Origin of the sequence: Pseudoalteromonas sp. NEC-BIFX-2020_015 (assembly GCF_012952265.1) — a bacterium.
GTDB lineage: Bacteria > Pseudomonadota > Gammaproteobacteria > Enterobacterales > Alteromonadaceae > Pseudoalteromonas > Pseudoalteromonas neustonica.
In genome coordinates this window covers 49,060-75,887 of sequence record NZ_JABCJL010000011.1, presented here as the reverse complement: position 1 = coordinate 75,887, position 26,828 = coordinate 49,060, and the positions used below count along the sequence as shown (strand labels likewise).

The 26,828-nt window shown below is 39.3% G+C and carries 20 protein-coding genes; 13 read left to right on the top strand and 7 right to left on the bottom strand.

All coding sequences use genetic code 11. The annotated features are described in order from the left end of the window. The first annotated feature begins 150 nt into the window (after positions 1 to 150). Positions 151 to 1,548 (top strand): M28 family metallopeptidase, encoded by a 1,398-nt coding sequence (locus HH219_RS10275; RefSeq protein ID WP_249118496.1) that lies wholly within the window; start codon positions 151 to 153, stop codon positions 1,546 to 1,548. Between the two features lie 200 nt (positions 1,549 to 1,748). Continuing rightward, on the top strand, positions 1,749 to 3,098 hold the full coding sequence (gene hflX, locus HH219_RS10270) for a GTPase HflX (protein ID WP_169327395.1): 1,350 nt from the start codon (positions 1,749 to 1,751) through the stop codon (positions 3,096 to 3,098). A 63-nt stretch (positions 3,099 to 3,161) separates the two neighbouring features. Here hflX and HH219_RS10265 read toward each other — a convergent pair whose 3' ends face one another. The 3 genes from HH219_RS10265 to HH219_RS10255 form a co-directional block, all read right to left on the bottom strand. Then, a complete protein-coding gene (locus HH219_RS10265; RefSeq protein ID WP_169327394.1) occupies positions 3,162 to 4,907 on the bottom strand; it encodes an AMP-binding protein in 1,746 nt (581 codons plus the stop codon). Between the two features lie 240 nt (positions 4,908 to 5,147). Next, complete coding sequence (locus HH219_RS10260; RefSeq protein ID WP_054204704.1) at positions 5,148 to 5,594, bottom strand: DUF3010 family protein; 447 nt, start codon at positions 5,592 to 5,594, stop codon at positions 5,148 to 5,150. A gap of 64 nt (positions 5,595 to 5,658) precedes the next feature. After that, on the bottom strand, positions 5,659 to 6,672 hold the full coding sequence (locus tag HH219_RS10255) for an endonuclease/exonuclease/phosphatase family protein (RefSeq protein ID WP_169327393.1): 1,014 nt from the start codon (positions 6,670 to 6,672) through the stop codon (positions 5,659 to 5,661). Between the two features lie 258 nt (positions 6,673 to 6,930). Between HH219_RS10255 and thrS the strand changes: the two genes are divergently transcribed. The 6 genes from thrS to HH219_RS10225 all read left to right on the top strand — a co-directional run bounded on the left by thrS (position 6,931) and on the right by HH219_RS10225 (position 12,327). After that, positions 6,931 to 8,841 carry a threonine--tRNA ligase gene (gene thrS / locus HH219_RS10250; protein WP_169327392.1) on the top strand — a complete coding sequence of 637 codons (1,911 nt, stop codon included), beginning with the start codon at positions 6,931 to 6,933 and terminating at the stop codon, positions 8,839 to 8,841. Between the two features lie 59 nt (positions 8,842 to 8,900). After that, positions 8,901 to 9,464: a translation initiation factor IF-3 gene (gene infC, locus HH219_RS10245; RefSeq protein ID WP_082355596.1), complete on the top strand. Its 564-nt coding sequence runs from the start codon at positions 8,901 to 8,903 to the stop codon at positions 9,462 to 9,464. Between the two features lie 208 nt (positions 9,465 to 9,672). After that, positions 9,673 to 9,873, top strand: coding sequence for a 50S ribosomal protein L35 (gene rpmI, locus HH219_RS10240; protein WP_002960713.1), 201 nt, complete (start codon positions 9,673 to 9,675; stop codon positions 9,871 to 9,873). 15 nt (positions 9,874 to 9,888) lie between these two features. After that, the gene (gene rplT, locus HH219_RS10235; RefSeq protein WP_004587841.1) at positions 9,889 to 10,251 is read left to right on the top strand and encodes a 50S ribosomal protein L20; all 363 of its coding nucleotides are present in this window, start codon (positions 9,889 to 9,891) and stop codon (positions 10,249 to 10,251) included. Between the two features lie 182 nt (positions 10,252 to 10,433). After that, positions 10,434 to 11,516 (top strand): histidine kinase, encoded by a 1,083-nt coding sequence (locus tag HH219_RS10230; protein WP_054204701.1) that lies wholly within the window; start codon positions 10,434 to 10,436, stop codon positions 11,514 to 11,516. Further along, positions 11,503 to 12,327 (top strand): LytTR family DNA-binding domain-containing protein, encoded by an 825-nt coding sequence (locus HH219_RS10225; protein WP_054204700.1) that lies wholly within the window; start codon positions 11,503 to 11,505, stop codon positions 12,325 to 12,327. Before HH219_RS10230 ends, HH219_RS10225 begins: the two co-directional genes overlap by 14 nt. A gap of 116 nt (positions 12,328 to 12,443) precedes the next feature. On the opposite strand, the gene pyk is transcribed toward HH219_RS10225, so the two are convergent. Further along, entirely contained in the window at positions 12,444 to 13,880 is a 1,437-nt protein-coding gene (gene pyk, locus HH219_RS10220) for a pyruvate kinase (RefSeq protein WP_054204699.1), read from the bottom strand. 392 nt (positions 13,881 to 14,272) lie between these two features. Between pyk and gndA the strand changes: the two genes are divergently transcribed. Beyond that, positions 14,273 to 15,646 carry an NADP-dependent phosphogluconate dehydrogenase gene (gndA, locus tag HH219_RS10215; RefSeq protein WP_054204698.1) on the top strand — a complete coding sequence of 458 codons (1,374 nt, stop codon included), beginning with the start codon at positions 14,273 to 14,275 and terminating at the stop codon, positions 15,644 to 15,646. 64 nt (positions 15,647 to 15,710) lie between these two features. Here the strand turns inward: gndA and ansA are convergent, their stop codons facing one another. Together ansA and sppA are read right to left on the bottom strand one after the other, a co-directional pair. Then, the gene (ansA, locus tag HH219_RS10210) at positions 15,711 to 16,721 is read right to left on the bottom strand and encodes an asparaginase (RefSeq protein ID WP_054204697.1); all 1,011 of its coding nucleotides are present in this window, start codon (positions 16,719 to 16,721) and stop codon (positions 15,711 to 15,713) included. 305 nt (positions 16,722 to 17,026) lie between these two features. Beyond that, positions 17,027 to 18,892 carry a signal peptide peptidase SppA gene (gene sppA / locus HH219_RS10205; RefSeq protein ID WP_169327391.1) on the bottom strand — a complete coding sequence of 622 codons (1,866 nt, stop codon included), beginning with the start codon at positions 18,890 to 18,892 and terminating at the stop codon, positions 17,027 to 17,029. A 218-nt stretch (positions 18,893 to 19,110) separates the two neighbouring features. Here sppA and HH219_RS10200 point away from each other — a divergent pair, with 218 nt between their 5' ends. The 3 genes from HH219_RS10200 (at position 19,111) to nhaD (ending at position 24,138) form a co-directional block, all read left to right on the top strand. Then, positions 19,111 to 21,072, top strand: a complete 1,962-nt coding sequence (locus tag HH219_RS10200) for an NADPH-dependent 2,4-dienoyl-CoA reductase (protein ID WP_169327390.1) — start codon at positions 19,111 to 19,113, stop codon at positions 21,070 to 21,072. A 291-nt stretch (positions 21,073 to 21,363) separates the two neighbouring features. Then, entirely contained in the window at positions 21,364 to 22,044 is a 681-nt protein-coding gene (locus tag HH219_RS10195) for a DoxX family protein (protein WP_169327389.1), read from the top strand. Positions 22,045 to 22,731: 687 nt separating this feature from the next. After that, positions 22,732 to 24,138 carry a sodium:proton antiporter NhaD gene (nhaD, locus tag HH219_RS10190; RefSeq protein WP_249118495.1) on the top strand — a complete coding sequence of 469 codons (1,407 nt, stop codon included), beginning with the start codon at positions 22,732 to 22,734 and terminating at the stop codon, positions 24,136 to 24,138. A 71-nt stretch (positions 24,139 to 24,209) separates the two neighbouring features. On the opposite strand, the gene HH219_RS10185 is transcribed toward nhaD, so the two are convergent. After that, positions 24,210 to 25,259 carry a CNNM domain-containing protein gene (locus HH219_RS10185; protein WP_169327387.1) on the bottom strand — a complete coding sequence of 350 codons (1,050 nt, stop codon included), beginning with the start codon at positions 25,257 to 25,259 and terminating at the stop codon, positions 24,210 to 24,212. A 1,078-nt stretch (positions 25,260 to 26,337) separates the two neighbouring features. Here HH219_RS10185 and HH219_RS10180 point away from each other — a divergent pair. After that, positions 26,338 to 26,760: an MAPEG family protein gene (locus HH219_RS10180; RefSeq protein WP_169327386.1), complete on the top strand. Its 423-nt coding sequence runs from the start codon at positions 26,338 to 26,340 to the stop codon at positions 26,758 to 26,760. Positions 26,761 to 26,828: the final 68 nt, after the last annotated feature.

The window sequence follows — 26,828 nt, the reverse complement described above, 5'->3', positions numbered from 1 at the left end:
GTATTTTACCACCCCTTTAATTTATCATTTTCATTACTCAATCAATTTTTACTATTGCCCGACTTAAGTCGTCGTTTATCTCAAAACTATTTGCACAATGAATTAGCTCACGTACTGTAGTATTTATTACAATAAAAATGAGTACGGATTATGTTTAATCGAATGACTAGCAAAGTAACGATTTTAAATTATACATTGGCGTTGAGCTCCTTATTTATAACTACATCAGCATTGAGCGAGCAGCTTAACTATCAAGATCAGGAAAAACTACACCGTATTGCTGATGCTGTTTCTGCCAAGCGTATTGAAAATGATATTCAGAGTTTGGTTAATTTTGGTACTCGCCATACATTATCTGATACTCGCTCAAGCACTCGAGGTATTGGGGCCGCGCGACGATGGATCAAAGCTGAGTTTGAAAAAATATCAAAGCAATGTGGTGGTTGTTTGCAGGTTATAGAAGTAAAAGAGACGATCTCAGGTGAAAAGCGGATCCCCACACCTGTTGAGGTCGTAAATATTATTGCAATACAACGCGGCACGTCAGAGCCCAATCGTATGGTAGTGATGTCGGGTGATATAGATTCACGGGTTAGTGATGTAATGGATTTTACTAGTGATTCACCGGGGGCGAATGATAATGCATCGGGAGTTGCAGGTGTCCTTGAGTCGGCTCGTGTTCTATCACAGTATAAGTTTAATGGCTCAATTGTCTATGCTACGCTTTCAGGGGAAGAGCAAGGTTTGTTTGGTGGTAAAATTTTAGCTGAATATGCAAACAAACAAAGGTGGCAAATTCACGGTGTACTAAACAACGATATGATAGGTAATATTACGGGTATTAATGGTGTAACAGATAATACAACAGCCCGAATTTTCTCAGAAGGCACGCGGGTTATCGAAACCAAAGAGCAAGCACATAAACGCCGCTTTACTGGAGGTGAGGTAGATTCTGCAAGTCGTAACTTAGCGCGTTATATCGACACAATAGCCGATCGCTATATCCCTAACCTAGATACTCTATTAGTGTATCGACTCGACCGCTTTGGCCGAGGTGGGCATCATAGACCATTTAATGACATGGGCTACGCCGCAGTGAGAGTTATGGAAACCAACGAAAACTATAATCATCAACATCAAGATTTACGTACTGAAGAGGGTGTTGTTTATGGTGATACAATAAAGGGTGTTGATTTTGATTACACGGCCAAATTAACGGCATTAAATGCTGTAAGTTTGGCATCTATGGCATGGGCACCAGCGCCACCAAAAGCAGTTACTATATCTGGAGCTGTACAGGCGAGCACCACTTTAAAATGGCAAAAAAATCAGGATAAAACGACGACTGGCTACCGTATCTATTGGCGTTACACTAGTGAACCTCAGTGGCAGTTTAGCCGTTATGTAGGCGATGTAAGTGAAGCGACACTCACTAATGTAGTGATCGACAATTATTACTTTGGTGTAGCCACAGTAAATAAGGAGGGTATTGAATCACCTGTTGTATTTCCAGGAGATGTGGGGGCATTTGAACACGTAAATAACTGATAATAGCTTTACCCTAGGCAGTGTTGACCTTTGTGGATTGAACAAATTTCAATCCACAAAGGTCAACACGCGCTAGTTTTAAATATTAACGTCATTAATGAACTATAACCCTATAAAGCGAGGCTATAACAGCGTAGGATCAAGCTACTTTCGAATGAAAAATAGGTTTGCACTTATTGGGTGCATTAACACAAAAAATTATGCAACTAACTGCAAAACCATCACTTCCTAATGCGTTACTCATTTCTATTAGTACACCGCAGTTTAAAGGTGACGAAGCAACTGAATCACTTGCAGAACTTGCTCGTTTGGTGACTACTTTAGGATTTAAAGTAGTGGGCACACAATCACAAAAGCAAAGTTCTACGCAAAAAGTTAATGTACTTGGCTCAGGTAAACTAGCAGAAATAGCACACCTCACCGGTAATAAAGGAATGGTTGAAGACGAACTAGCAGATGATTTACTCGATGAAGTTCCTTTAACTGAAATATCGTCAGAAATTCCATCAGATGAACTTGATTTTGCGTGCGCTGACGTAGTGGTATTTGACTGTGATTTAACCCCTTCTCAACTACGTAATGTTGAGAACCAATTAGGTGTAGAAGTATTTGACCGCACTGGCATAATTATTGAAATATTTAGTCGTCATGCGCGTACTAAAACAGCAAAATTACAAGTGGAAATTGCTCGTCTTAATTATGTAGCACCACGACTTCGTGAAACATCAACAGGTGATAAAGAACGACAAATGGGTAAAGGTGCTGGTGAAACCACGCTTGAGTTAAATCGTCGTAAGGTACGTGATCAGTTAGCAGAACTAAAGCGCGAATTGGTAAATGTTCAAGATGTAATGATGGACAGGCGAACGCAGCGATCTGAGCTATTCTCAGTGGCTTTAATTGGTTACACCAATGCTGGCAAGTCATCCATGATGCGTGCAATTACAGGCAGTGATGTGGAGGGCGAAAACAAACTCTTTGCAACGTTAGATACCACTGTTCGGGCGCTGTATCCAATTACACAGCCTCGTATACTTGTTTCAGATACGGTCGGTTTTATTAAAAAATTACCTCATGATTTAGTTGCTTCATTTCATTCAACATTAGCAGAAGCGCATGATGCGTCATTATTGTTATATGTCGTTGATGCATCTGATCCTTCATTTCGCTCACAGCTTGATGTAGTGCATAAAGTTCTGGCTGAAGTTGGAGTGGAAGGCAGTAAAAAGTTACTGGTACTGAATAAGTCAGATCAATTAAGTATTGAGCAACAGCAATCGCTAATGGATGAATTTCCTGATGCGATGATGACATCTACGCGTAACCCAGATGATATCAGCAAACTGCATAAGTACATTATTGATATTGCTCAAGAGGACATGATTGAAGAAGAGGTTGTTATACCGTATACCGCCAAAGGTATCGTGGGCGAAATTCGATCCAGTATGAGTGTTGTTAAAGAAGAATATGAATACAGCCATATCAAATTAACGGTGCGCTCGAGCGCGATTGATTTAGAACGTTTAAAAAAGAGAATGCTGAATTTATAACAAATTCAATATTTAAAAAGCACAGCTGATTGGCTGTGCTTTGTTGTATTTAGCGTGGTGAAGCTAAGAGAAAGCTTTGTCGTTGAGTTCTGCTTGCATTTGTTCTCGCATTTTAAATTTTTGCAGTTTACCTGTTACAGTCATAGGGTAGTTTTCTACAAAACGGATATGTCGTGGCATTTTGAAGTAGGCTAGCTTGTCTTTTAAAAACACACGAATCGCTTGCTCATCAAGTACAGCATCCTCTTTCGGTTGGATCCACGCACACACTTCTTCACCATATTTTTCATCTGTTATACCAAATATTGCAGCATCTTGAATATCAGGATAGGTATAGAGCACCTCTTCAATTTCTCGAGGGTAAATATTCTCGCCACCGCGAATAATCATATCTTTAATGCGCCCAACAATAGTGACAAACCCTTGCGTATCCATAACACCTAAATCGCCAGAGTGCAGCCAACCGTCTTGATCGATAGTTGCAGCTGTTTTTTCCTGATCATTCCAATAACAACGCATAATTCCTGCTCCGCGACTACATATTTCCCCTGGTAATCCTATTTTTTGCAGTTTTCCGACTTCATCTATTATTTTTACTTCTGTATGCGCTAAGGCACGCCCTACAGTCGTTACTTGTTTCTCAATTGACGAGTCTATTTCAGTTACATTATTAATCGGGCTACATTCTGTTTGCCCATATCCAATCACAACCTCATTCATATGCATGAGTGACTGTACTTTGCGCATCACTTGCTCTGGGCAAGTCGAGCCTGCCATTATTCCGGTGCGTAAACTAGATAAATCAAAACGGGAAAAGTCCTTAAGTTCAAGTTCAGCAATAAACATTGTAGGCACGCCATGCAAGGCAGTACATCGCTCTTTTTCTACTACTTCGAGGGTTATTGTTGGATCGAATGATTCAGCAGGAAATACCGCTGTAGCGCCTTTACTAATACATACCAGATTACCTAACACCATACCAAAGCAATGGTATAAAGGCACCGGGATACATAGCTTGTCATCTGCTGTTAAACGCATGGCATTGGCCATTAGAAAACCATTATTTAAAATGTTTTTATGAGACAGCGTTGCACCTTTTGGACTGCCTGTTGTACCAGATGTAAACTGAATATTGATATCTTGCTCTGGTTTTAAAGTTGCTGCGAGCGTGACAAGCGCTAATTTTTGCGCATCAGTTGGCATATTCATTATTTGGTTAAAACTAAACATTCCTGGGGCTGCTTCATTACCAATCCGAATAATGTTTTTTAGATAGGGGAGGTTTTTTGCATTGAGCATACCTGGCTCAGTATGTTCGAGCTCTGGAAGCAATTCATTTAGCATAGCAAGGTAATTACTCGCTTTGAAACAAGATGCAGTGATGAGTGTTGAGCATTCAACCGTATTAAGCGCAAATTGTAACTCGTTTGGACGATATGCAGGATTAATACATACCATAATGGCCCCAATTTTAGCTGTCGCAAATTGGGTTAAGCACCACTCTAAGTTATTTGGAGACCATATCCCAACTCTATCACCCGGCTTTACACCTATCGATAGTAGACCCATGGCCAATTGATTAATTTTTTGTTGATATTCTCTATAACTTAATCGAATGTTTTGGTGATGAACTACAATTGCAAGATGTTCGGGGTTATTGTCGACAATGCTGTCGAAGTAATTACCTATCGTACTCTCTATCAAATCAGGGGTTTGCGATCCTCGGTACTGGCTAATTACCAAGTCATTCATATTGTTGACTTTATTTTGCGCATTTTTTACAGGTGTATTGTTGTCATTTACTTGCATTGTGCGGTCTCCATGTCATGTTGTGTGAGTATACAAAAACAAGAAAAGCATAAATTGTCGACAAATGAAAGGCTTCTAAGACCAATGTAGCAGGGGGGATGAGCCTAGGACAAAAAACAGGGCAATAAAAAACGCCAATGAGATATGCTGAATAACAGCACACATTGGCGTTGTGTCGTAGGTTAATTTATTTGGCTTCAGATCAAGCAATTATAATCAATAAAGCGCTACTTTGAAAAATTAAAGCTCTTCACTACGATATGTTTTTTTCATCAAGTGTACGTATGCATTCACAAACGCATTTTCTTGATATTTTTTAAGTCCAGTTTCTGCAAAATCGATAGGGATTGGATTTCGCTTTAACTGTTCTTTGACTTCAGTTGTGCTGAATAAATAGACATCTAATTCTTTGATCAATTGGATAGCCGTTTCCATTTTGAAGCCATTTGCACTACCTGCAAATTTACCCTTAGGGGCACGTTGACGAATTGCCACAGAGTCAATTTGGTAATCTTGCATTAATTTTGCAAAATCGAACTGAAATTTACGCATAACTTCAGTGTCGTTACCATTGCCTAAAGTAAAGCGAGTTTGGCGGATATCACGTATATCAAATACATCGTTATCTTTAGTTAAAATACACAGTAGTACGTCACTACCGGTAATTTCTACACCACATGTTCTCATTGTCATTCTCTAATAACTAGTTTAATCATATTATATCAATTAAACGTCTTAAAAACAGCGCATTTTAAAAACCTATTTCAATTGCTATCCCACTATGATCACTTACACAAATATCTTCTTCAACCAATTGGGGGTTCAGATGTGAATCAAAACTTAAATAATCTAAAGACTTTATTCGTGATAAAGCACAGTGCGTATTAAAATGACTTGAGGTCAAAATATAGTCAAGTACATTGCCTTGGCCTTTGTAGTAATGACTGGGAGGCTTTTTCTGTCCCGCATCGCATTGAGTACTTAATTCATATGCATCTGATAAACCAACTACTGGTTGATCGATCTTTAAACACGAATTACTTTGCAACGGGGGGAATCCTGTGGTCATAAATGACAATGCGGGGCTGTGAATGCTATCGTTAAAATCACCCATAACAATTGTGGCACAGTTTTTTTCTCGTTGTGTTTTAAGTGCATCATAGTAAACAATAGACGCTTCTAAAGAGCGAGATATTTGCGATTGCATCATACCCACTGTTTGCTGCAATACATTAAGTAACGGATCTTCTTGATTATGAATATTCAAAATATGCGCCATTGAATGCACCCGTTGTGATTTAAAGTGCACTACATAGCAGGTCAAGTCACCAAATTTAGGAATACTAAAGCTGCACTTGATAGGTGTTCTATTAAATTTAAATTCATTTTGGTTATTTAAATATTCAAGTAATTCAGGACAAGGGGTTAATTCGATACATTGCGTAAAAGGAATTTTTGAAGCAATTGCAACGACAGGGTTAAATAAGACTTGTGGATAAAGATTATCGCTTCGTGGTGCTGCCACAGTAGCGAAATGATCATAGCCTTGGTCTTTACAAAGTGTTTGCAATGCATTTGGACTAAAGACTTCCTGAAATGCGACGATAGTCGCTTGGCTTTGCTGTAAAAAACCAGTAATAAACTGCAGTTTTTGTTGCCATTGAGTTGCATTATAGCGTTCATGCAATTGATAAAATGAATAAGGAGGTACCGCAAAATTAAGTAAATTAAGCGTGGCAAAGCATATACGGTTTGGCGCAGTCATTAAGTAGTCCAACAGCTAAAATTCTATGTAAGTATGAAATGCGAGGGTTATTTGTCAATTTGTCTGGCTAAATACTTGTATTTAACTGCTTCAAACGCGACAATAACTAATTGTACTTGGTAAGACTCAACAAGTGCATTAGCGTTTAACGCTGAATTTAACAATGCTTATTCGTAAAAGCGTTGTAGAGTCATTCATTTTAATTAAATAAATACATGTGATGCATTGTAGGCGTCACCACTGTAGCAAGGATTTATAATGCCAGTTATTACTCTCCCTGACGGCAGTCAGCGTAGTTTCGAAAACCCAGTAAGTACTCTTGACGTAGCGAATGATATCGGACCAGGTCTAGCCAAAGCGACTATCGCTGGTCGAGTTAATGGTACGCGCGTTGATGCATGTGATAAAATTTGTGAAGATTCTCGTCTTGAAATCATTACCGCAAAAGATGACGACGGCCTTGAGATTATTCGTCATTCATGTGCCCACTTAATTGGTCATGCGGTTAAGCAGTTGTTTCCTGATGCGAAAATGGCTATTGGTCCAACAATCGATAATGGTTTTTACTATGATATCGATATGGAGCAATCGTTATCTCAAGATGATTTAGAAGCCATTGAAAAACGCATGTTACAACTAGCTAAAACAAACTACGATGTGGTTAAGAACACCGTAAGCTGGCAAGAAGCGCGCGATGTATTTGAAGCGCGCGGCGAAACATATAAAATTGAGATTCTTGACGAAAACATCAGTAAAGATGATCGCCCTGGTTTATACCAGCATGAAGAATATGTTGATATGTGTCGTGGTCCACACGTACCAAACATGAAATTTTGCCAAAATTTCAAAATCATGAAAGTAGCCGGTGCTTACTGGCGTGGTGATTCAGATAATAAAATGCTACAGCGTATTTATGGCACCGCATGGGGCGACAAAAAACAGCTTAAAGCTTATTTAAAACGCCTTGAAGAAGCTGAAAAACGTGATCACCGTCGTATTGGTAAAGCACTTGATTTATGGCATTGGCAAGAAGAAGCGCCAGGCATGGTATTTTGGCACAACGATGGTTGGAGCATTTACCGTGAGTTAGAAGAGTTTGTACGTGAAAAATTACGTGAATACCAATATGAAGAAGTAAAAGGTCCAATGATGATGGACCGTTCATTGTGGGAAAAATCAGGTCACTGGGATAAATATTCAGATGCAATGTTCACCACTGAATCTGAGAAGCGTGAATACGCTATTAAACCAATGAACTGCCCAGGTCACGTACAAATATTTAATCAAGGCTTAAAATCATACCGTGATTTACCACTGCGTATGGCAGAGTTTGGTTGTTGTCACCGTAATGAACCATCAGGTGCACTACACGGTTTAATGCGTGTGCGTGGCTTTACACAAGATGATGCCCATGTGTTCTGTACTGAAGAACAAATCATGGACGAAGTATCGTCATGTATTAAAATGGTGTACGACACATACGAAACGTTTGGTTTTGAAAAAATTGTTGTTAAGTTGTCAACACGCCCTGAACAGCGTATTGGTGATGACGAAATGTGGGACAAAGCTGAGCTTGCATTAGCTGACGCACTTAAAGCAAATGACATTGAATTTGACTACCTACCGGGCGAAGGTGCCTTTTATGGTCCTAAAATTGAATTTACTTTGTACGATTGCTTAGACAGAGCGTGGCAGTGTGGTACAGTGCAACTAGATTTTGCATTACCAGGGCGTTTAGGGGCAACTTATGTTGCTGAAAATAACGAACGCCGTACGCCTGTTATGATTCACCGTGCTATTTTAGGTTCTATCGAACGCTTTATCGGTATCTTAACAGAAGAGTACGCGGGCTTATTCCCAACGTGGCTTGCGCCTAAGCAAGTTGTGATTATGAATATCACAGATAAACAAGCTGGTTATGTGCAAGAAGTTGTACAAAAATTAAATAAAATTGGAATTAGAGCCACTGCTGACTTGAGAAATGAGAAGATTGGCTTTAAAATCCGTGAACATACATTAAAACGTATTCCTTACTTACTTGTTGTTGGCGATAAAGAAGTTGAACAACAAGAAGTAGCGGTGCGTACCCGCACAGGTGAAGATCTGGGCAAATTTAATGTTGATGAATTTGTCGCTAAAATTAGCGAAGAAATTAAAAATCGACTATAAAAATCCAGCGTGTAGGGCATTTACAAAACAGCTAACTACACGCTTATTATTTGATATTCTTGGAGGAACGTACTATTAGAGGCGGCAAGAAAGGGCAACAAACAGCCCAAAAAAATCGTATTAACGAAGAAATTACAGCTCAAGAAGTTCGCTTAATTGACATTGAAGGCGAACAAGCTGGAATTCAGTCATTAAAAGACGCGCAAACAATGGCTGATGCCGCGGGTGTTGATCTTGTTGAGATTAGCCCTAATGCAGAGCCGCCTGTTTGTAGAATCATGGACTACGGTAAGTTCATCTTTGAAAAAAGCAAAGAACTGAAAGAGCAGAAAAAGAAGCAAAAGCAGATCCAGATAAAAGAAATCAAATTCCGTCCGGGAACGGATGAAGGCGATTATCAGGTTAAGCTTCGCAACTTACGTAAGTTCTTAGAAGGTGGCGATAAAGCTAAAATTACCATCCGCTTCCGTGGTCGTGAAATGGCCCACCAAGAAATTGGTATAGAATTACTAAACCGTATCAAAGCCGATTTAGAAGAACTTGCAGTTGTTGAGTCTTTCCCAAATCGTGTTGAAGGTCGCCAAATGGTTATGATGATGGCACCTGTTGCTAAAAAGCAATAAACGCGCTAAGATATGCACCGAATTTAGCTCAGGTCTGCAAGTAATATGTAAATATTCACCTGAGTTAACCGGTATTAAAGTAAAACTGCGGCATTTATGCTGGGTTTTCACCGGAACATGGCAGTAAGTTAGGCCTAAAAGTGGAGCTATAGAAATATATCTCACGCCTGCTTACTAATTTTAAAGCAATACATTTGGAGTTATTGCAATGGCTTATAAGCTAAAAAGTCACAGCGGCGCAGCTAAGCGCTTCAAAAAGACTGCTTCTGGCGGTTTCAAGCGTAAACAAGCGCATCTTCGTCATATTCTGACTAAGAAAACTTCTAAGCGTAAACTACACCTACGTCCTAAGATGATGGTTCATAAAAATGACCATGGTCTAGTTTCACGTATGTTACCGTTCGCTTAATAGGGGTTTTTAGAAATGGCAAGAGTTAAACGCGGCGTTGTCGCACGTGCACGTCACAAAAAAGTTTTAAAACAAGCAAAAGGTTACTACGGAGCACGTTCACGTGTTTACCGCGTAGCTTTTCAGGCTGTTACTAAAGCGGGTCAATACGCTTACCGTGACCGTCGTGCGAAGAAACGTACTTTCCGTCAATTATGGATTGCACGTATCAATGCTGCTTCACGTCAAAATGGTCTGTCTTACAGCCGTTTTATCAATGGTCTTAAAAAGACATCTGTAGAAATCGATCGTAAGATCCTTGCAGATATCGCTGTTTATGATCAAGTTGCATTCGCAGCGCTTGTTGAAAAAGCAAAAGAAGGCCTAGCGGCAGCTTAAGCTTTTTAAATAAGTACTAAAAGGGAGCCTATGGCTCCTTTTTTTGTGGCTAAAATAAAGTATGCTCAAATCATCTGTAGATATCTTTGCGGTAAGGCTCGTGAAAAGCGAGATAGTTGGTAGTGATCCCATCCTAGCTAACGCTATATAATAATTATAAATTAATGAGGTAATTAACTATTTTGAATTGGCAATCATTAGTCGACAACCGCCAACGTTTTTTCTGGGTATTACAGATCGCGGGCTGGATTGGTTATGCACTAGTAAATTATATTGGCTCAAAAGTCTTTGAAATGCGCGACATCTACGTATTCGTCATTGTACTCAATGCATATGCGGGTTGCTTAATGACTGTGCCACTGCGTTATATGTATCGCAAAGCATGGAATGCATCCCCTTGGGTGCTCATGCTTGTTGTATTTAGTGCTTCCTACGTAACAGGCACTTTATGGGCAGTTGTACAAAAGTTTAATCTGTGGGAAATATATCGACATGGTTATCGTCCTTCAGAATGGTTTTATTATTTTCAGCAAGGCTTAGACTCAGTCTATATTGTATTGTGCTGGAGTGGTTTGTACTTTGGTATAAAGTATTATCAGTTATTGCAAAGTGAGCGTCAAAAAGCATTAAAGGCTACGACGATGGCCCATGAAGCGCAATTAAAAATGCTGCGATACCAGCTTAATCCTCACTTTTTATTTAATACCTTGAATGCTATCTCAACCTTAATATTGGTAAAAGAGAATAAAGATGCCAATTTAATGGTGTCTAAGTTAAGTGACTTTTTGCGTTATACACTTAATACTGATCCAATTAAGAAAGTGCCATTAGAGCAAGAGTTGCATGCACTTATGTTGTACCTTGAGATAGAACGAGTGCGTTTTGATGAACGTTTAAAGCTCAATGTGCAAGTAAGTGATGAAGCAAAGCAAGCATTAGTCCCTAGTTTGATATTACAACCTATAATAGAGAATGCGATTAAATACGCGATAGCTCATTTAGCGCAAGGTGGAGTGATTGATATCAAAGCACAGGTATTTGCTAATGAACTATTGTTGGAAGTAGGTGATAATGGCCCTGGCACTGAGCTAGTTAATGGTCAATTAGTTAATGCACAAGGGGTAGGGGTGGCAAACACCAAAGATCGCCTAAAGACTTTGTATGAAAATAACTATTCGTTTGTATTATCACATAATACGCCAAGTGGATTGAAAGTAAATCTGCGTGTTCCGTTTGAAAAGGCTGTGAAAAATGAGCAAGATTAAAACCCTGATTGTAGATGATGAACCGTTAGCTCGTAGAGGATTAGCGGTGAGATTAGAAGACTTTGACGATATCGAAGTGATAAAGTTGTGTAGCTCGGGCCAAGAGGCAATTGATGCATGTCTTGCAGGGAATATAGATTTAGTTTTTTTAGATATCCAAATGCCAGGTATGAATGGCTTTGAAGTTGCTAGAACATTAAGCAGTAGCGTAAGGGCGTTACCTGCTATTGTATTTGTAACCGCATTTGATCAGTTCGCAGTCAAGGCATTTGAAATTCATGCTTTAGATTATATTCTTAAACCAGTCGATGACAACAGACTAAAACAGGCGGTAGAAAAAGTGCATACTTACTTGAAGACGCAACAAGACAACGCACATAAAAAGAAATTGGCGAGTTTTGTTGCTGGAATTACGGGTAATAATTGTGAAGAGATTTTGAAAAAGTTGGCGACGGGAGATACGTTAACAGATCGTCGCTATCCAGAGTCTTTAGCCGTGAAGGAGCAAGGGGAAATAATCCGTGTGCCTGTGGCGACAATTCAATGGGTGGATGCAGCTGGCGATTATATGTGTTTGCATTGCCAAGATGGGCAAACGCATATTCTACGTAAAACGATGAAAGAACTAGAACAAGAGCTCGATCCACAATTATTTGTGCGCGTTCATCGTAGTGCCATTGTAAATACAAAACAAATTAATAAATTAGTAACGCAAGTAAGTGGTGAGTATTTACTTGTACTTGATAATGGGCAAGAGTTAAAAGTAAGCCGTAGCTACCGCGATAAAGTCAAGGCAGCTTTAGCTAGCTAAATTTATTACCCAGAATTAGGGGATTAAGTTGAGTATTTTATACGCTGTGTTTTAACTAAGAGCCTTAACGTAAAAACGCGAGCAAAAGCTCGCGTTTTTGTAGGACTAAGATTTAACTAAGCAACAGTAACTATTTTCATCGTATTGGTTGCGCCAATAGTCTCCATCGTATCACCATGAGTGATGATAACGGTGTCGCCTGATTGCAATGAACCAGCGGCAACTAAGGTGCTAAGTGCATCTTTTACCATATTATCTTTTTCACATTTAGTCGAATCAAAGAACACCGGGTAAACACCACGGTAAAGCGCTGTCTGACCGAGTGTACTTGCATGACGAGATAATGAGAAAATAGGTAAACCAGAGCTAATACGAGACATTAGTTTAGCTGTGCTACCTGACTCAGTTAATGTAACGATTGCTTTTACTGAATCTAAATGGTTTGCTGCGTACATTGCAGATAAAGCGATTGACTCAGCGTTTGAAGAGAAACGGCTATCTAAACGATGTTTAGAAACGTGCGTTTCTTTTTGTGATTCAGCACCTAAACAAACACGTGCCATAGTTGCTACGGTTTCTTCAGGGTAATCGCCGGCAGCAGTTTCAGCTGACAGCATTACTGCGTCAGTACCATCAAGTACAGCATTAGCAACATCCATCACTTCTGCACGAGTTGGCATTGGGTTATCGATCATCGATTCCATCATTTGCGTTGCAGTGATCACAGTACGATTTAGTGAGCGAGCGCGGCGGATAATTAGTTTTTGCTTACCCATTAAAGCAGCATCGCCAATTTCAACACCTAGGTCACCACGGGCAACCATCACAGCGTCTGAAGCGAGAATAATATCATCAACAGCTTCAACAGTTTCAACCGCTTCAGCACGTTCAATTTTTGCTAAAAGCTGTGCATTAGAACCCGCAGCTTCAGCAAGTGAACGTACATAACGCATATCATCGCCACTACGTGGGAATGATACTGCGATGTAATCAACGTTAATTTCAGCAGCTGTTAATAAATCTTCTTTATCTTTTTCAGTAAAAGCGGGTGCTGTTAAACCACCGCCTAAACGGTTGATACCTTTATTATTTGATAACACACCACCGACAGCAACTGTGGTATGTACTAAATGGCCTTCAACACTTACGACTGTTAATTGAATTAAACCGTCGTTTAAAAGGAGTAAATCACCAGGGGCAACATCTTGTGGTAATTCTTTATAATCAATACCTACGCCATTAATATCGCCTAGGCCTTTTTCCATTTTTGCATCAAGAATGAATTTAGCACCAACAGTCAAACTTACTTTGCCTTCTTTAAACGTTGATACACGAATTTTAGGGCCTTGTAAGTCAGCTAAAATAGCAATGTGCTTACCCAATTTTTTTGCAATATCACGTACAGCTTGAGCGCGATCTTTATGATCTTGTGCAATACCGTGTGAGAAGTTTAAGCGCACTACGTTTGCACCGGCACGAATTATTTTTTCTAAGTTGTTATCTCGATCGGTTGCAGGTCCAAGGGTCGCGACTATTTTTGTGCGTCTAAGCATCAAATTCTCCTGTGAGCTTACGATGTAAGCAGGTTGACGGTTATTTTCATTATTTATATTCATAGGCTTTAGCGCAATGAAATATACAGTTTGAATAACAGGGAAGAATAGTAATTAGTTATTCTTTTGCTGTCATTATTTATACAAAATTAATATGACGACATTATGACACCGGTGTCAGGTTCCGTCAATGCACGAATAATGAAATCCCAACCGTGAAATTATCACCCTGCAACCACGGTTGTTTGATATAATCCCTGCAATGTGCGCATTTGTTTTGCGCTCGGCGTTGTATCTAATGTCTAAGTTCGCAATTTTAAGCTGCTTGGGTATAATGCGCGCGGTATTATTTTCATTTTCTAACCAATAGTTGTTACCGAGGAGGACACTAAATGCAAGTTGCATTAGTCGGGTTAGGCGTTATGGGTAAAAATCTTGCTCTCAATTTGATTGAGCAAGGAATGACACTAGTAGCTTATGATAAAAACCCGGATGCGGGCGAAGAATTACTAAGCTGTGCTAAATTACAAGGCATGGCAGATCGTTTGCACATTGTCTCTGATTTAGGTGATATGGTTAAACGGTTAACGCCACCTCGCTCAATTTTGTTATTAGTGCCAGCGGGTGAGTTAGTTGATAAAGTTTGCAGTGAACTAGTTGAAGCGGGCGTTGATTGTGACGATATTATCGTTGATTGCGGTAATAGTAATTATAAAGACGGCATCACTCGGAAGCTGAAATATCAAAACAAATTTGAATTTGCAACGATGGGAATTTCTGGCGGGGCAGAAGGTGCTCGCCATGGTCCTGCGATGATGGCAAGTGGTTCAGAAGGTGGCTGGGAGCGTGTCGAGCCATGGTTTGAAAAAGTAGCAGCAAGTTACAAGGGTGAGTCGTGTTTTGCCCGTGTAGGTCAATCTGCTAGTGGCCATTTTGTCAAAATGGTGCATAACGGTATTGAATATGCACTAATGCAGTTAATTGCAGAAATGTATCAATTACTACGTTTAGGGACTAAGCGCAGTCCGCACGAAGTAGCTGAGATCTTTAATCAATGGTCTGAAGGGTCACTTAATAGTTACTTATTATCTATCTCAAGCCATATTTTATCGCTTGAAACAAATGCAGATGAAGCATTAGTTGATTTAATTGATAATAAAGTTGGCGCAAAAGGCACAGGCTTGTGGACGGCACAGAATGCGTTAGAGCTAGGCATTGCGGTTCCTTCGTTGGTTGCAGCAGTTCAAGCACGTCATTTAACAAACACAGGTGATACACACGCCGCAAAAGAAATGGCCTATGCTGCTAAATCAACCACACATGTTGAATTAGATTTAGACGAACTTAAAGATGCTTTTTTGTTTGCTAGTTTATTAGCATATCGTCAAGGTCTTGCGCTTATCAAGGGTGCATCGCGTGCGCATCAGTGGAAAGTCGACCTGTCTAAAACATTACAAACATGGCGTGCTGGTTGTATCATTCGTGCAGATTATTTAGATAATATTGCCGAAGGTGTTGAGTTTATCGATACACTAGAAAAAGAGTCGTTAGCACTGCGTAAGATCTGCGGACAAGCAATGATGACAGGGTTAGCATTTCCGGTACTGAGTTCTACACAAACGTATTTTGCGACGCTTACTACACCAAGTAATGGTCACTTAGTGCAAGCTCAACGCGATTATTTTGGTGAGCATGGTATTAAAACCCACAGCGGTGAAGTGTGCCATTTAACTGATTTAGTAGAGATTGACGCGAAAGTACGTTAATTGCTGTTTAAGTACGAAAAAGGCGCGCTAAATAGCGTGCCTTTTTCGTTTAGAAAGCTATTTGTTACCGGCTTAATTCACCACGTAAATTATCTTGCATTAAATGACGAATAGTTTCTACTTCTAGTTTTTGACTAAGTAGGTAATGTAGTTTCGTTAAGCATGCTTCTAATGTCATATCGTAACCGCTGATCACACCAATATTGAGTAATGCGTTACCTGTTGCGTAACCACCCATATTAACATGGCCTTTTAAACATTGAGTAAGATTGACGATAACCATACCTCGTTTACTGGCGCTGGAAAGTATTTCTAGAAAATCTGGATCTTGTGGCGCATTACCAACACCAAAGCTTAATAACACTAAGGCTTTAATATTATCATTTACTAAGCTTTTTACAACAGCGTGGCTGATCCCAGGATATAAATATAAAACCCCAATAGGCTGTGGTGTTATTTTAGTTATTTGAAGTTCGTTCTCAACGTAAGGGCTTAGCTGTCCCTTTAGTAATTGAATGTTAATACCGGATAATGCCAATGGATCAAGGTTAGGGGATGCAAACGCATCAAATCCGTCAGCGTGTGCCTTAGTGGCGCGATTACCACGAAATAGTTGATTATTAAAAAAGAGACTTACTTCTGCGATAGGGTAATTAGCCGCTAAATACATGGCATTGAGTAAATTTACTTGGCCATCAGATCGCAGTTGCGAGAGCGGAATCTGTGAGCCAGTAACGATGACAGGTTTTGTTAAGTTCTCAAACATAAACGACAATGCTGATGCAGTATACGCCATGGTATCGGTACCATGAAGCACCACAAAGCCATCGTAATCTTGGTATTTGCTTTTAATATCGTCAGCAATTAATTGCCAATGAGCAGGGGACATATCTGAAGAGTCGATTAGTGGGCAATACTCGTGAATATCGAATAGGGGCATTTCATCACGATTAAATTCAGCATTGTTTTCTACGGTTTGCGTTAAAAAACCTTCAGCGGGAATATAGCCTCGGCTCGATTTTTTCATCCCAATCGTACCGCCAGTGTATGCGATATAAATACGTTTACGTTTCATAAAAAAGCCCAGTAAAAAAACTGGGCTTAGTATAACGGTTAGTGGCTGCGATTACAGCTTATATACCTAAACTACCTCAAGATGCAGAATTCAGCGTTTCACAGGTGCTTAATATCAAGGCGTTACTTTGCAAGAATGGCAGTCCCTTTTAAGAAGTAACAACGATGAGAGTAAGTACCTGTGAAACGCCCAACGAGTTGGTTTAAAAGCGATTTATACCGCGTTATTGATTTTAACAAGGGAATAACCATTCTTTGCAATCAATGCCTTGTCTAAATCGCTTTTAATTCCAACTGAAACTCGCATTATTGTGAAATATTACACACTAAACAACGAGCATAAATACCTTGCGGATCGTTATAATCCTGTAAGCTTTCAACTTCAGCAGTTAATTGCTTAACTAAACCAGTGATTGATGCTTTATTTGATAAGGCATTTTGCAATGTACTTTGTGAGCCAATCAGTGATTTGATAGATGCATTTCCAAAAATATCTTGCATTAGTTGCTCTTCAGCAGACAGACTATGCTTAATAGTTTTAACTTCATAAAAGTCAAGCTTAGCGAGTTCTGCCGCCGCTTTAATTGCATCTTGTTTATTACCTAGTTTATCGATTAAACCAAGTTCTTGTGCCTGGCTTGCAATCCAAACGCGGCCTTGAGCAATATTATCTACTTGCTCTGGGGTCATGTTACGCGCTTCACCAACCACCTCTAAAAAGCGTTGATAAGCATCTTCAACACTTAATTGAATTACTTGTGCCATTTTTGCATTAAGTGGGCGTGCGATTGATAAACCCGCCATTTCCGTTGTAGCTACACCATCCGAGTAAACACCTAATTTAGCCATGGTATTTTCAAATGTCATAAAGTTACCGAATACACCAATTGAACCAGTGATGGTGCTAGGCGCAGCCCAAATTTCATTGGCCGCAGAAGCAATCCAATAACCACCAGACGCTGCAACTGAGCTCATTGAAGCGATCACAGGCTTACCTGCTGCTTTTAGTGCGAGCACTTCGGCACGAATAACTTCAGAGGCAAACATACTACCGCCACCTGAATCAATTCGTAGCACAACCGCTTTCACTTTTTCATCTAAACGCGCTTTACGAAGTAAGGCTGCGGTTGAATCACCACCAATTTCACCGGCTTTACGTTCACCATCAGAAATAGTGCCGCGTGCAATAACAACAGCTACTTTCTCTGTCATTGGGTTATCAAATGTAATGGGAGGTTTAATTAATGATAAATATTCTTTAAATGATACTTGATTAAAGGTCTTGCCTGTTTCTTCAGTACCGACTAACGCGATAAGTTCTTGACGAACTTGCTGATTAGTTTTTAATGAATCTACCCATTGATGCTCAAGCGCATATTTACCTGAATCACCATTGACAGCTTGCATTTTTGCAAGGAACACATCCATTGTTTCATCAAAATTTGTTTCATCAAACGGACGAGCAGCGGCCACATCTTGTTTGTATTCTTTCCACAATGCACTTAACCACACGCTGTTGGCTTCTTTGGCTGCATCTGACATATCATTACGGATAAACGGCTCAACAGCTGATTTGAATGTCCCAACACGGAATATATGCTGAGTGATACCGAGTTTCCCCAAGGCCTCTTTAAAATACAGCGGGTACATACCAAAACCTTGAATTTCGACGCCGCCATAAGGGTGCATCGATACTTCATTAGCATGAGCAGCTAAATAGTATTGTGCTTGTGAATAATAATAACCAGTGGCAATGACTTTTTTATCCGCAGCTTTGAAACGCTCTAACGCTTGGGTTATTTGCTTTAATTTATTTAAATGCGCATTTGGCATTTTTTGTAAATCTAACAAAATAACCGAAATACGTTTATCTTCAGTTGCTTGATCAATTACTTCTATTATGTCATCAAGTAAAATTTCAGCTGGCTCATCCTTACTCATTGTGGCGTCATTGATAGCCGCTTCAATTGGATCCACGTAGATTTTTTCTTCTACGATTGGACCATTGAGGTTGAGCCTAAGTACAGATGTATCTGCTACTTTAATTTCATCTCCATCACTGGCAATTGACACAATGAAAAGAATAACAATTAGCACAAATAAAAAATTGAGAACTAAGCGGCGTGAAAAGTTAATTCCTGCCCACAGTCCTTTAAACATCTTTGCAATCAAAATAGATCCTTAATTTGGTACAGCTTATATCTGACTCCATATTAGCCCAGAATAAAAATTTATTTAACTGTTAAATCGTAACTAAGTATTTACGAATGATTTTTTAACCTTGTTTATGCGAAAATGTTACATAATTTATCACTTTTGTTGCTTATTACTTGCCAATCAAGCAAAATTCGCTAATGTATAGAGGTTAGACCAGTTGATTGGGGCAGAGGATGTTAGAACAACAATTACAATTAAAACACACACAATTACGTAACCGCTTGGTAATGGGCTCAATGCATACGGGCCTTGAAGAGGGGTGGCATAACCGAAAACGCCTAAGTGCGTTTTATGAAGCGCGTGCCAAAGGTGGCACGGCAATGTTGATCACAGGTGGGTACAGCCCTAATTTACGTGGTAAATTAACGCCTATATCGTCATCTTTTAACAGCTACTATGATGTGTTTAAGCACCGCGCATACACCGATGTTGTACATCAGCATGGCGGTAAGATTTGCTTACAATTATTACATGCTGGTCGTTATGCATATCATCCATTTAATCAAGCACCGAGCGCAATTAAAGCACCTATTAATCCGTATCAGCCAAAAGCAATGTCGCTCAGTTCGATTAAAAAAACCATAAAAGACTTTGCCCATTCTGCCTATTTAGCACAAAAGGCTGGCTACGATGGCGTTGAAGTGATGGGGTCTGAAGGCTATTTGATCAATGAATTTATGGCTCCGCATACCAATAAACGCACAGATAAATACGGTGGCAATTTAGAAAATCGTATGCGCTTAGCATTAGAGATAGTCAAAGCAGTACGGGCAAAAGTAAATAAAGAATTTTTAATCATTTTTCGTTTATCAGTGATGGATTTGATCCCTAATGGGTCAACACCTGATGAAGTGACGACTCAAGCCAAAGCATTAGAGCAGGCTGGGGTCGATATATTTAATACAGGTATTGGCTGGCATGAAGCGCGAGTGCCAACAATTGCGAGTATGGTGCCGCCAGGTGCTTTTAAAGAAGCGTCAAAACGATTAAAAGAAGTTGTCAGTGTTCCAGTGATTGCTGTTAATCGTATAAACACGCCGGATATTGCGAATGAAATATTAAACGCAGGTGATGCTGACTTAATTTCGATGGCGCGGCCATTACTGGCTGATCCTGAATTTTTTAATAAATACCAAGCACAGCAAAGTAAACACATTAATATTTGCATTGGCTGTAATCAAGGCTGTTTAGACCACGTATTTAAGGGTAAACGAGCGACATGCTTGGTGAATCCGCAAGCGGGATTTGAACTTGATTACCCATTAGAAGCCACATCAAAATCAAAAAATGTTTTAGTTGTTGGCGCAGGGCCCGCTGGTTTATCGGCAAGTTGCTATTTAGCACAAAAAGGCCATACGGTTACGCTGATTGATAAAAAGACAGATATGGGCGGGCAATTTAATTTAGCCATGCGAATTCCAGGTAAAGAGGATTTTAATCATACTCTACGTTATTTCATCAATGAACTTGAGCGCCTAAAAGTCACAATAACGTTAAATACAGCTTTTGCTGATGATATGCTTGAGCAATATGATGAGGTTGTATTTGCAACAGGCGTTCGCCCTCGTGAGGCAAATTTTACCTGTGCAGACAATAAACGTGTATTTTCATACGATGAAGTTATTCGTGGTGAAGTTGAGCTCGGTAACTCTATTGCGATTTTAGGCGCAGGTGGGATAGGTTTTGATATGGTTGCGTTTTTAAGTGAACATAAAGATCAAAACATTGCTGATTTTAAATCACAGTGGGGTATTGAATGTGAGCCAAATCCTCATAAAGATAACCGACAATTATTTATGTTAAAACGAAGTGCAGGGCGCTTTGGTAGCGATCTTGGTAAAACAACAGGTTGGATACACCGACAAGTTGCAAAGCAGCATGGTGTAAAACAAATTGCTGATTGCCAATATCATCATTTTGATGATCGAGGTCTTAAAATTACAGTGGCAGGGCAAGATCAAGTGTTACCTGTCGATACCGTTATTGCGTGTATCGGGCAAGTTTCTAATAATGAATTAATGTCTCAATTACTTGATAACCCAAAGGTACATGTTATCGGCGGAGCAAAATTAGCATCTGCAATTGACGCAAAACGAGCTATTTATGAGGCATTACAAGTAGCACGAGAAATATAACTCAATTATAAGCCGTTAATCTTTCAAGGTTAAAGTTTTACTCTTAGGGGCGATTTAATCGCCCCTAAAGATTGGCACTTAGAAACGTTCAGTATTTATATGTGATTATTAGCTCATTTAAAGCTTAAATATTCGCATTGTTGTAGAATTAAACCCCACATACGCACACCTTATTGCACTTGAATGTTAATTTATATTTTTTCTGGTTGTTGGTTGAAATAAGCAACTGCTCATGGCGGTCTAAGTGATTTATAGACTATAACTAACTTAAACGTTTTGAGAAGGACTGAAATGAAAAATAAAATCATATCTTTATACCACTCTATCTTTACTAAACTTGCCGTTTTAGATGGCGCTCCTGCATTACTTTTTAGGCTTATTCTTGCGCCTGTGATGATCATTGCTGGGTATAACAAACTTGCAATTAGTGGTGATACGTCAGGTTTTTTTGAATTATTTTTAGCTTCACCCGATGTCGTCGCATGGTTTGGTAATCCAGACTGGGGTTTAGGCTTGCCATTTCCAGGTTTGCTCGCATTTTTAGCTGGTTGGAGTGAGTTCTTGGGTGGATGGCTTTTGTTAGTTGGTTTATTAACACGTTTAGTTGCTATTCCACTGATGTTTACCATGGTTGTTGCAGCAACGAGTGTGCATTGGCATAACGGCTGGTTTGCTATTGCGCCAACAAACCCGGAGACAAGTGCGGCACAAGTGCTTGATTGGTTAGCTATTCCCGGTGCTAAAGAAAGCTTAGATAACTCTCTTGAAGTGAAAGATCGTATTGAAAAAATTCGTGGATTAGTCGAAGAGCATGGCTTTCCTGATTATTTATATGAAAAAGGCAAACCATCAATTTTAAATAATGGCATCGAATTTTCTGCGATCTATTTTGCCATGCTATTAAGCTTATTTTTTACGGGTGGTGGGCGTTTTGTAAGCCTTGATTATTGGTTACGAAAAAGAATTGAATAAACTAGATTAGCATAGTCGTGGCTGGTTATAACTAGAATTGAATAGGTTGCGCGTTGTATATCCAAACCAGCTTAAGGTGCAGAATTCAGCGTTTTACAAGGGCTTAATATCAAAATGTTACTTTGAAAAAATGGCTGTCCATTTTAAGAAGTAGTTCATTTTAAGAAGTAACAACGCAGAGAGTAAGTCCCTGTGAAACGCCCAAGAGCTTGGTTTAAAAAAATTTATACTGCGTTATTGATTTTAATAAAGGAATAACCATTCTCTGCAATCAATGCCTTGTCTAAATAGCTTTAATTCCAACGACACTCACCTCGGGTATATATTATACGTAGAATACTCTTCTAAGTTTGCAGAGCCTCATAATTATTGATTTATTAGTGAGTCTATAAAATAGCGCGAGAGGAAATTTTTATGCATTAGAGAGCTATCATTAATGTTTATCCCCACTTGTTCTACCCACCGTTGCGCTCAGTAATATCGCTGTTATTAATGCAAATTTAGACTTGAGTATAATTGCCACGCCATTTTATTGTGATACCTTATTTCAACTTTTTTATAACAATTGATCAATCATAAGAATGATAAATAAAAATATATGAATTGATCAATGCGTATTAAAAAAACAGCTTTTGAAATTAAAACAGGACGTGTTACGTGAATACTTTGTTACGAGGATTTAACCTTTTGAGTGTGGTTTTATTGTTATTTTGCTCCCCTGCGTGGGCGGCAGACGGACAATTAGACCTAACAACATCTAATATTGGGTTACTTTGCATTATTATATTTTGTATTGCTTATGCAGTGGTTATGCTCGAAGAAAAACTACATTTAAGAAAATCTAAACCAGTACTCGTTGCAGCGGGATTAATCTGGATATTGATTGGCGCATACTATGTAAACCATGATATCCCTGGTATTACGGAAGTCGCATTTAGACACAACTTACTTGAGTTTGCTGAGCTAATGCTGTTTTTACTAGTGGCGATGACGTATATCAACGCACTGGAAGAACGAGGTGTGTTCGACGCTTTACGCTCTTGGATGATACGCAAAGGATTTAATTATAAAAATTTATTTTGGATCACCGGATTTCTAGCGTTCTTTATATCACCGATCGCAGATAACCTGACAACGGCGTTACTAATGTGCGCGGTAGTAATGAAAGTGGCTGAAGGTGATAAACCATTTATTAACCTCAGCTGTATAAATATTGTGATTGCAGCCAATGCGGGTGGGGCATTTAGCCCGTTTGGCGATATAACCACGTTAATGGTCTGGCAGGCTGGGTTAGTCCATTTTAATGAATTTTTAGTCTTATTTTTACCCTCGTTAGTGAACTACCTTGTCCCTGCGGCAATAATGAGCTTTTATGTTGCTGATAAACAACCCACCGCAAAGTACGAAGAAGTTGAGCTTAAGCGTGGTGCAGTTAGAATTTTGGTTTTATTTTTATTAACAATAGCTACAGCCGTTGCGTGCCATAGTTTTTTACATTTGCCTCCAGTGCTTGGCATGATGATGGGGTTAGGATATTTACAGTTTTTTGGTTACTTTTTAAGAATGACATTACCTGGTTCTCTTGCTCGCAAAAAAGCGCATGCGGAGCAGCTAGGTGACAAAGACAGGTTAGCCAAACTTGGCAGTGTTGTACCATTTGATGTGTTTAGTAAAGTGTCACGTGCCGAGTGGGATACTTTATTGTTCTTTTACGGGATTGTAATGTGTGTAGGTGGTTTAGGCTTTTTAGGCTACTTAAATCTAATGTCTGAAATGCTCTATGGTAACTGGTCTACAACAACAGCTAATGTGTTTCTTGGTGTGATCTCGGCAGTCATTGATAATATACCTGTGATGTTTGCGGTACTATCTATGGAGCCTGATATGTCACACGGGCAGTGGCTTTTGATCACTCTTACAGCAGGTGTAGGCGGTAGCTTATTATCGATAGGCTCTGCGGCGGGGGTTGCTTTAATGGGGCAAGCGCGCGGTTACTATACATTTTTTGGACACTTAAAGTGGACACCTGTTATCGCTTTAGGTTATGGCGCAAGTATCATGGTACATCTTTGGTTGAATGCATCACTTTTTTAAGTGGTAGTTAAACCACTTATAGGCACTGATTAAAACCAGTGCCTATAAGTCGTCTGCTCGCTTATTTATGTTTATTGTACGTTTGGTTTTTGTGCGGGTAACAATAGTTCAGGAGGCTGCATGCCCTTTAGTAGTCGGCCGTAAATATCAGCGCCAGTTATGATACGGTTTGTAGTTCCCCAAACAAGCAACACATCTTGATCAATAGCACCATCGAATGCTTTATCCACCGATTGACTCATTTTCATTTTTATCACAGCGTCACTTAAACTGGTTTTATCATCAGTAATAATAATAGGGCGGTGACAAAAACGATACGCGTCAAAGCTATCAAACTCAAACAAGGCAGCTCTTAATAAACCATCAGCATCCACGACCAGCAAAGGTTCATCATCTAAATTGGTGATTACCACCCAACGATGACCCGATTTATTAATACTTTTTAAAAAGGGATCTTCTGCTGAATTTGTAATATCAGGAATAATCGGTAAATCCATTTTTGTTTTTAGCGCGATAATTGAATCAGGATCAATTAACTCGCCTTCATCAGCAACGGTTATGGTATCTAGTTTAAAGAAGTTAAGTGCGCCAATCCCTTCGACATGATTGATATCGGTACCTTCGGCTTCAATGTGTTTTCTGATAATACTGCTTAGTTCGCTTTCAGCGAGGTAGGTAATGCCTTCTTTACCTAGCCATAGATCTAATATAATAGCCGTTGGCTTTGCAACGGGATAAAACAATATTTGATAAAAGCGGATTACCGGGGACAATAAACTTCCCATTTTTAGTGCGTTTCTTGAAAAATAAGCTTGGGGAATAATTTCACCAATAATGGTGATTGCAATTGTGGAGAATAAAAAGGCGCTGATACCTGCTAAAGCAGAATCAGATAATAGGGTCAATAAAACATTGATACCCACATTACCCCATAAAATAGTGGTTAAAAGGAAGTTTGAGTCACCTCTCAATGCGAGTATTTTTTTCGCATCTTTATTACCTTTTGTTGACTCTACTTCGAGTTGTAAACGACTCAAAGAGAAAAAAGCTAAATTTAGACCTGAAAATATGGCTGATTGCGAAATGCAAAAAACGATACCAAGCCAAAGAAAAAGATCCATAAAATGAGTTCCTAATGTGTTAGTGGCATGTACCACAAACAATAAAAGTAACACAAACCATCACATTATCAGGCATTTTTATAACTAACGGTGAGGTTTAGGCTGTTTATTAAAATTTTATGGGTACTAGGTAGGGCGTGTTGACCTTTGTGGATTGAAATTTGCTCAATCTAGGGGCGATTTAATCGCGGCGCGAGGTTTGTAACCTAGCGGGCTCGATAACTGCTCCTGCGTTATTCTACTGGCTCACATCCATGTGAGAATAAGTAAAAATCGAGCAAAGCTTCCGCGTCCTGCTCACGCCCCTTATCTACGTCCGTGTATGCAACAAAGAGTTAATCGCCCCTAGGAAAAACCCTTTGGCAGCGCATATTTGGCATTTATACTGCGTTATCGCCTATTTATGGGAGCAACCACACGACATAGGCGCTGCCTTGCCTAAATACCAAATAGACTGCTGCAAAATCAATCACGAAAGGTCAACACGCCCTAGCATGATTGATAAAGGGGCCAGCTATAGTTTTTGCTGATGCTATTACAGAAAGTATAAATGTGGAATATTAATAATTAGCCTAATCACGGCTTAAAAAACTGACTAACGTAATGATTTAAAATATAAAATAATTACTAAATTCTAAAAAGTATAGGCTATATACCCAAACCACCTCAAGATGCAGACTTCAGCGTTTCACAGGTGTTTAATATTAAGGCGTTACTTTGCAATAATGGCAGTCCCTTTTAAGAAGTAACAACGATGAGAGTAAGCGCCTGTGGAACGCCCAACGGGTTGGTTTAAAAGCGATTTATACTGCGTTACTTTAATAAGGGAATGATTTTAACAAGGGAACAACCATTATTTGCAATCAATGCCTTGTCTAAATCGCTTTTAATTCCAACTGAAACTGCATCTTGAGGTGGCTTGGGTATGTATTTAAGGTTAACCATGTAGCTTTTATAAAGTATCAACTCAGATTTACAAAAAATTGCGCCGTAAAAACATAATGCATTTAAAATCATGCAGTTATAATTGGCTTGTGTTTTGCTTTACTTAAAGTACAAAGACTAAAAAGGAATATTGATGACTGAACTTACCTTATCGGCTTATTATGCGCTTTATCTCTATTTGATTATGTTGTTTATCCAATGGGCTATTGCAACGTTTAGTAAAGCAAGCAAGCCAAATGCGATACCAGGGAAAATTGATGATACCCTAAGCCACGAAAGCTTTATTTTTAGAGCGCATCGTACATTTCATAACACGCTTGAAAATAGCCCTTTATTTTTAGGGACGGTGCTTTTTTCTTTTATTATTGGGTATCACAGTGCCATCTTTGCAATGTGTATTTGGGTGTACGTTGTAGCCCGTATTTTACATATGGTATTTTACTATAGCATTGCAACAGAAAAGAACCCCAGCCCACGTAGTTACTTCTTCTTAGCCGCAGTGGGAGCCAATCTTGTTATGTTGGTTATGTTGGGCTTACGTTTAGTTGCATATTAAAGCTTAAGTGAAAGCATAGTTTGATTAAAAGGAGCCCGTTTGGCTTCTTTTACTTTTTGGTTCATTCA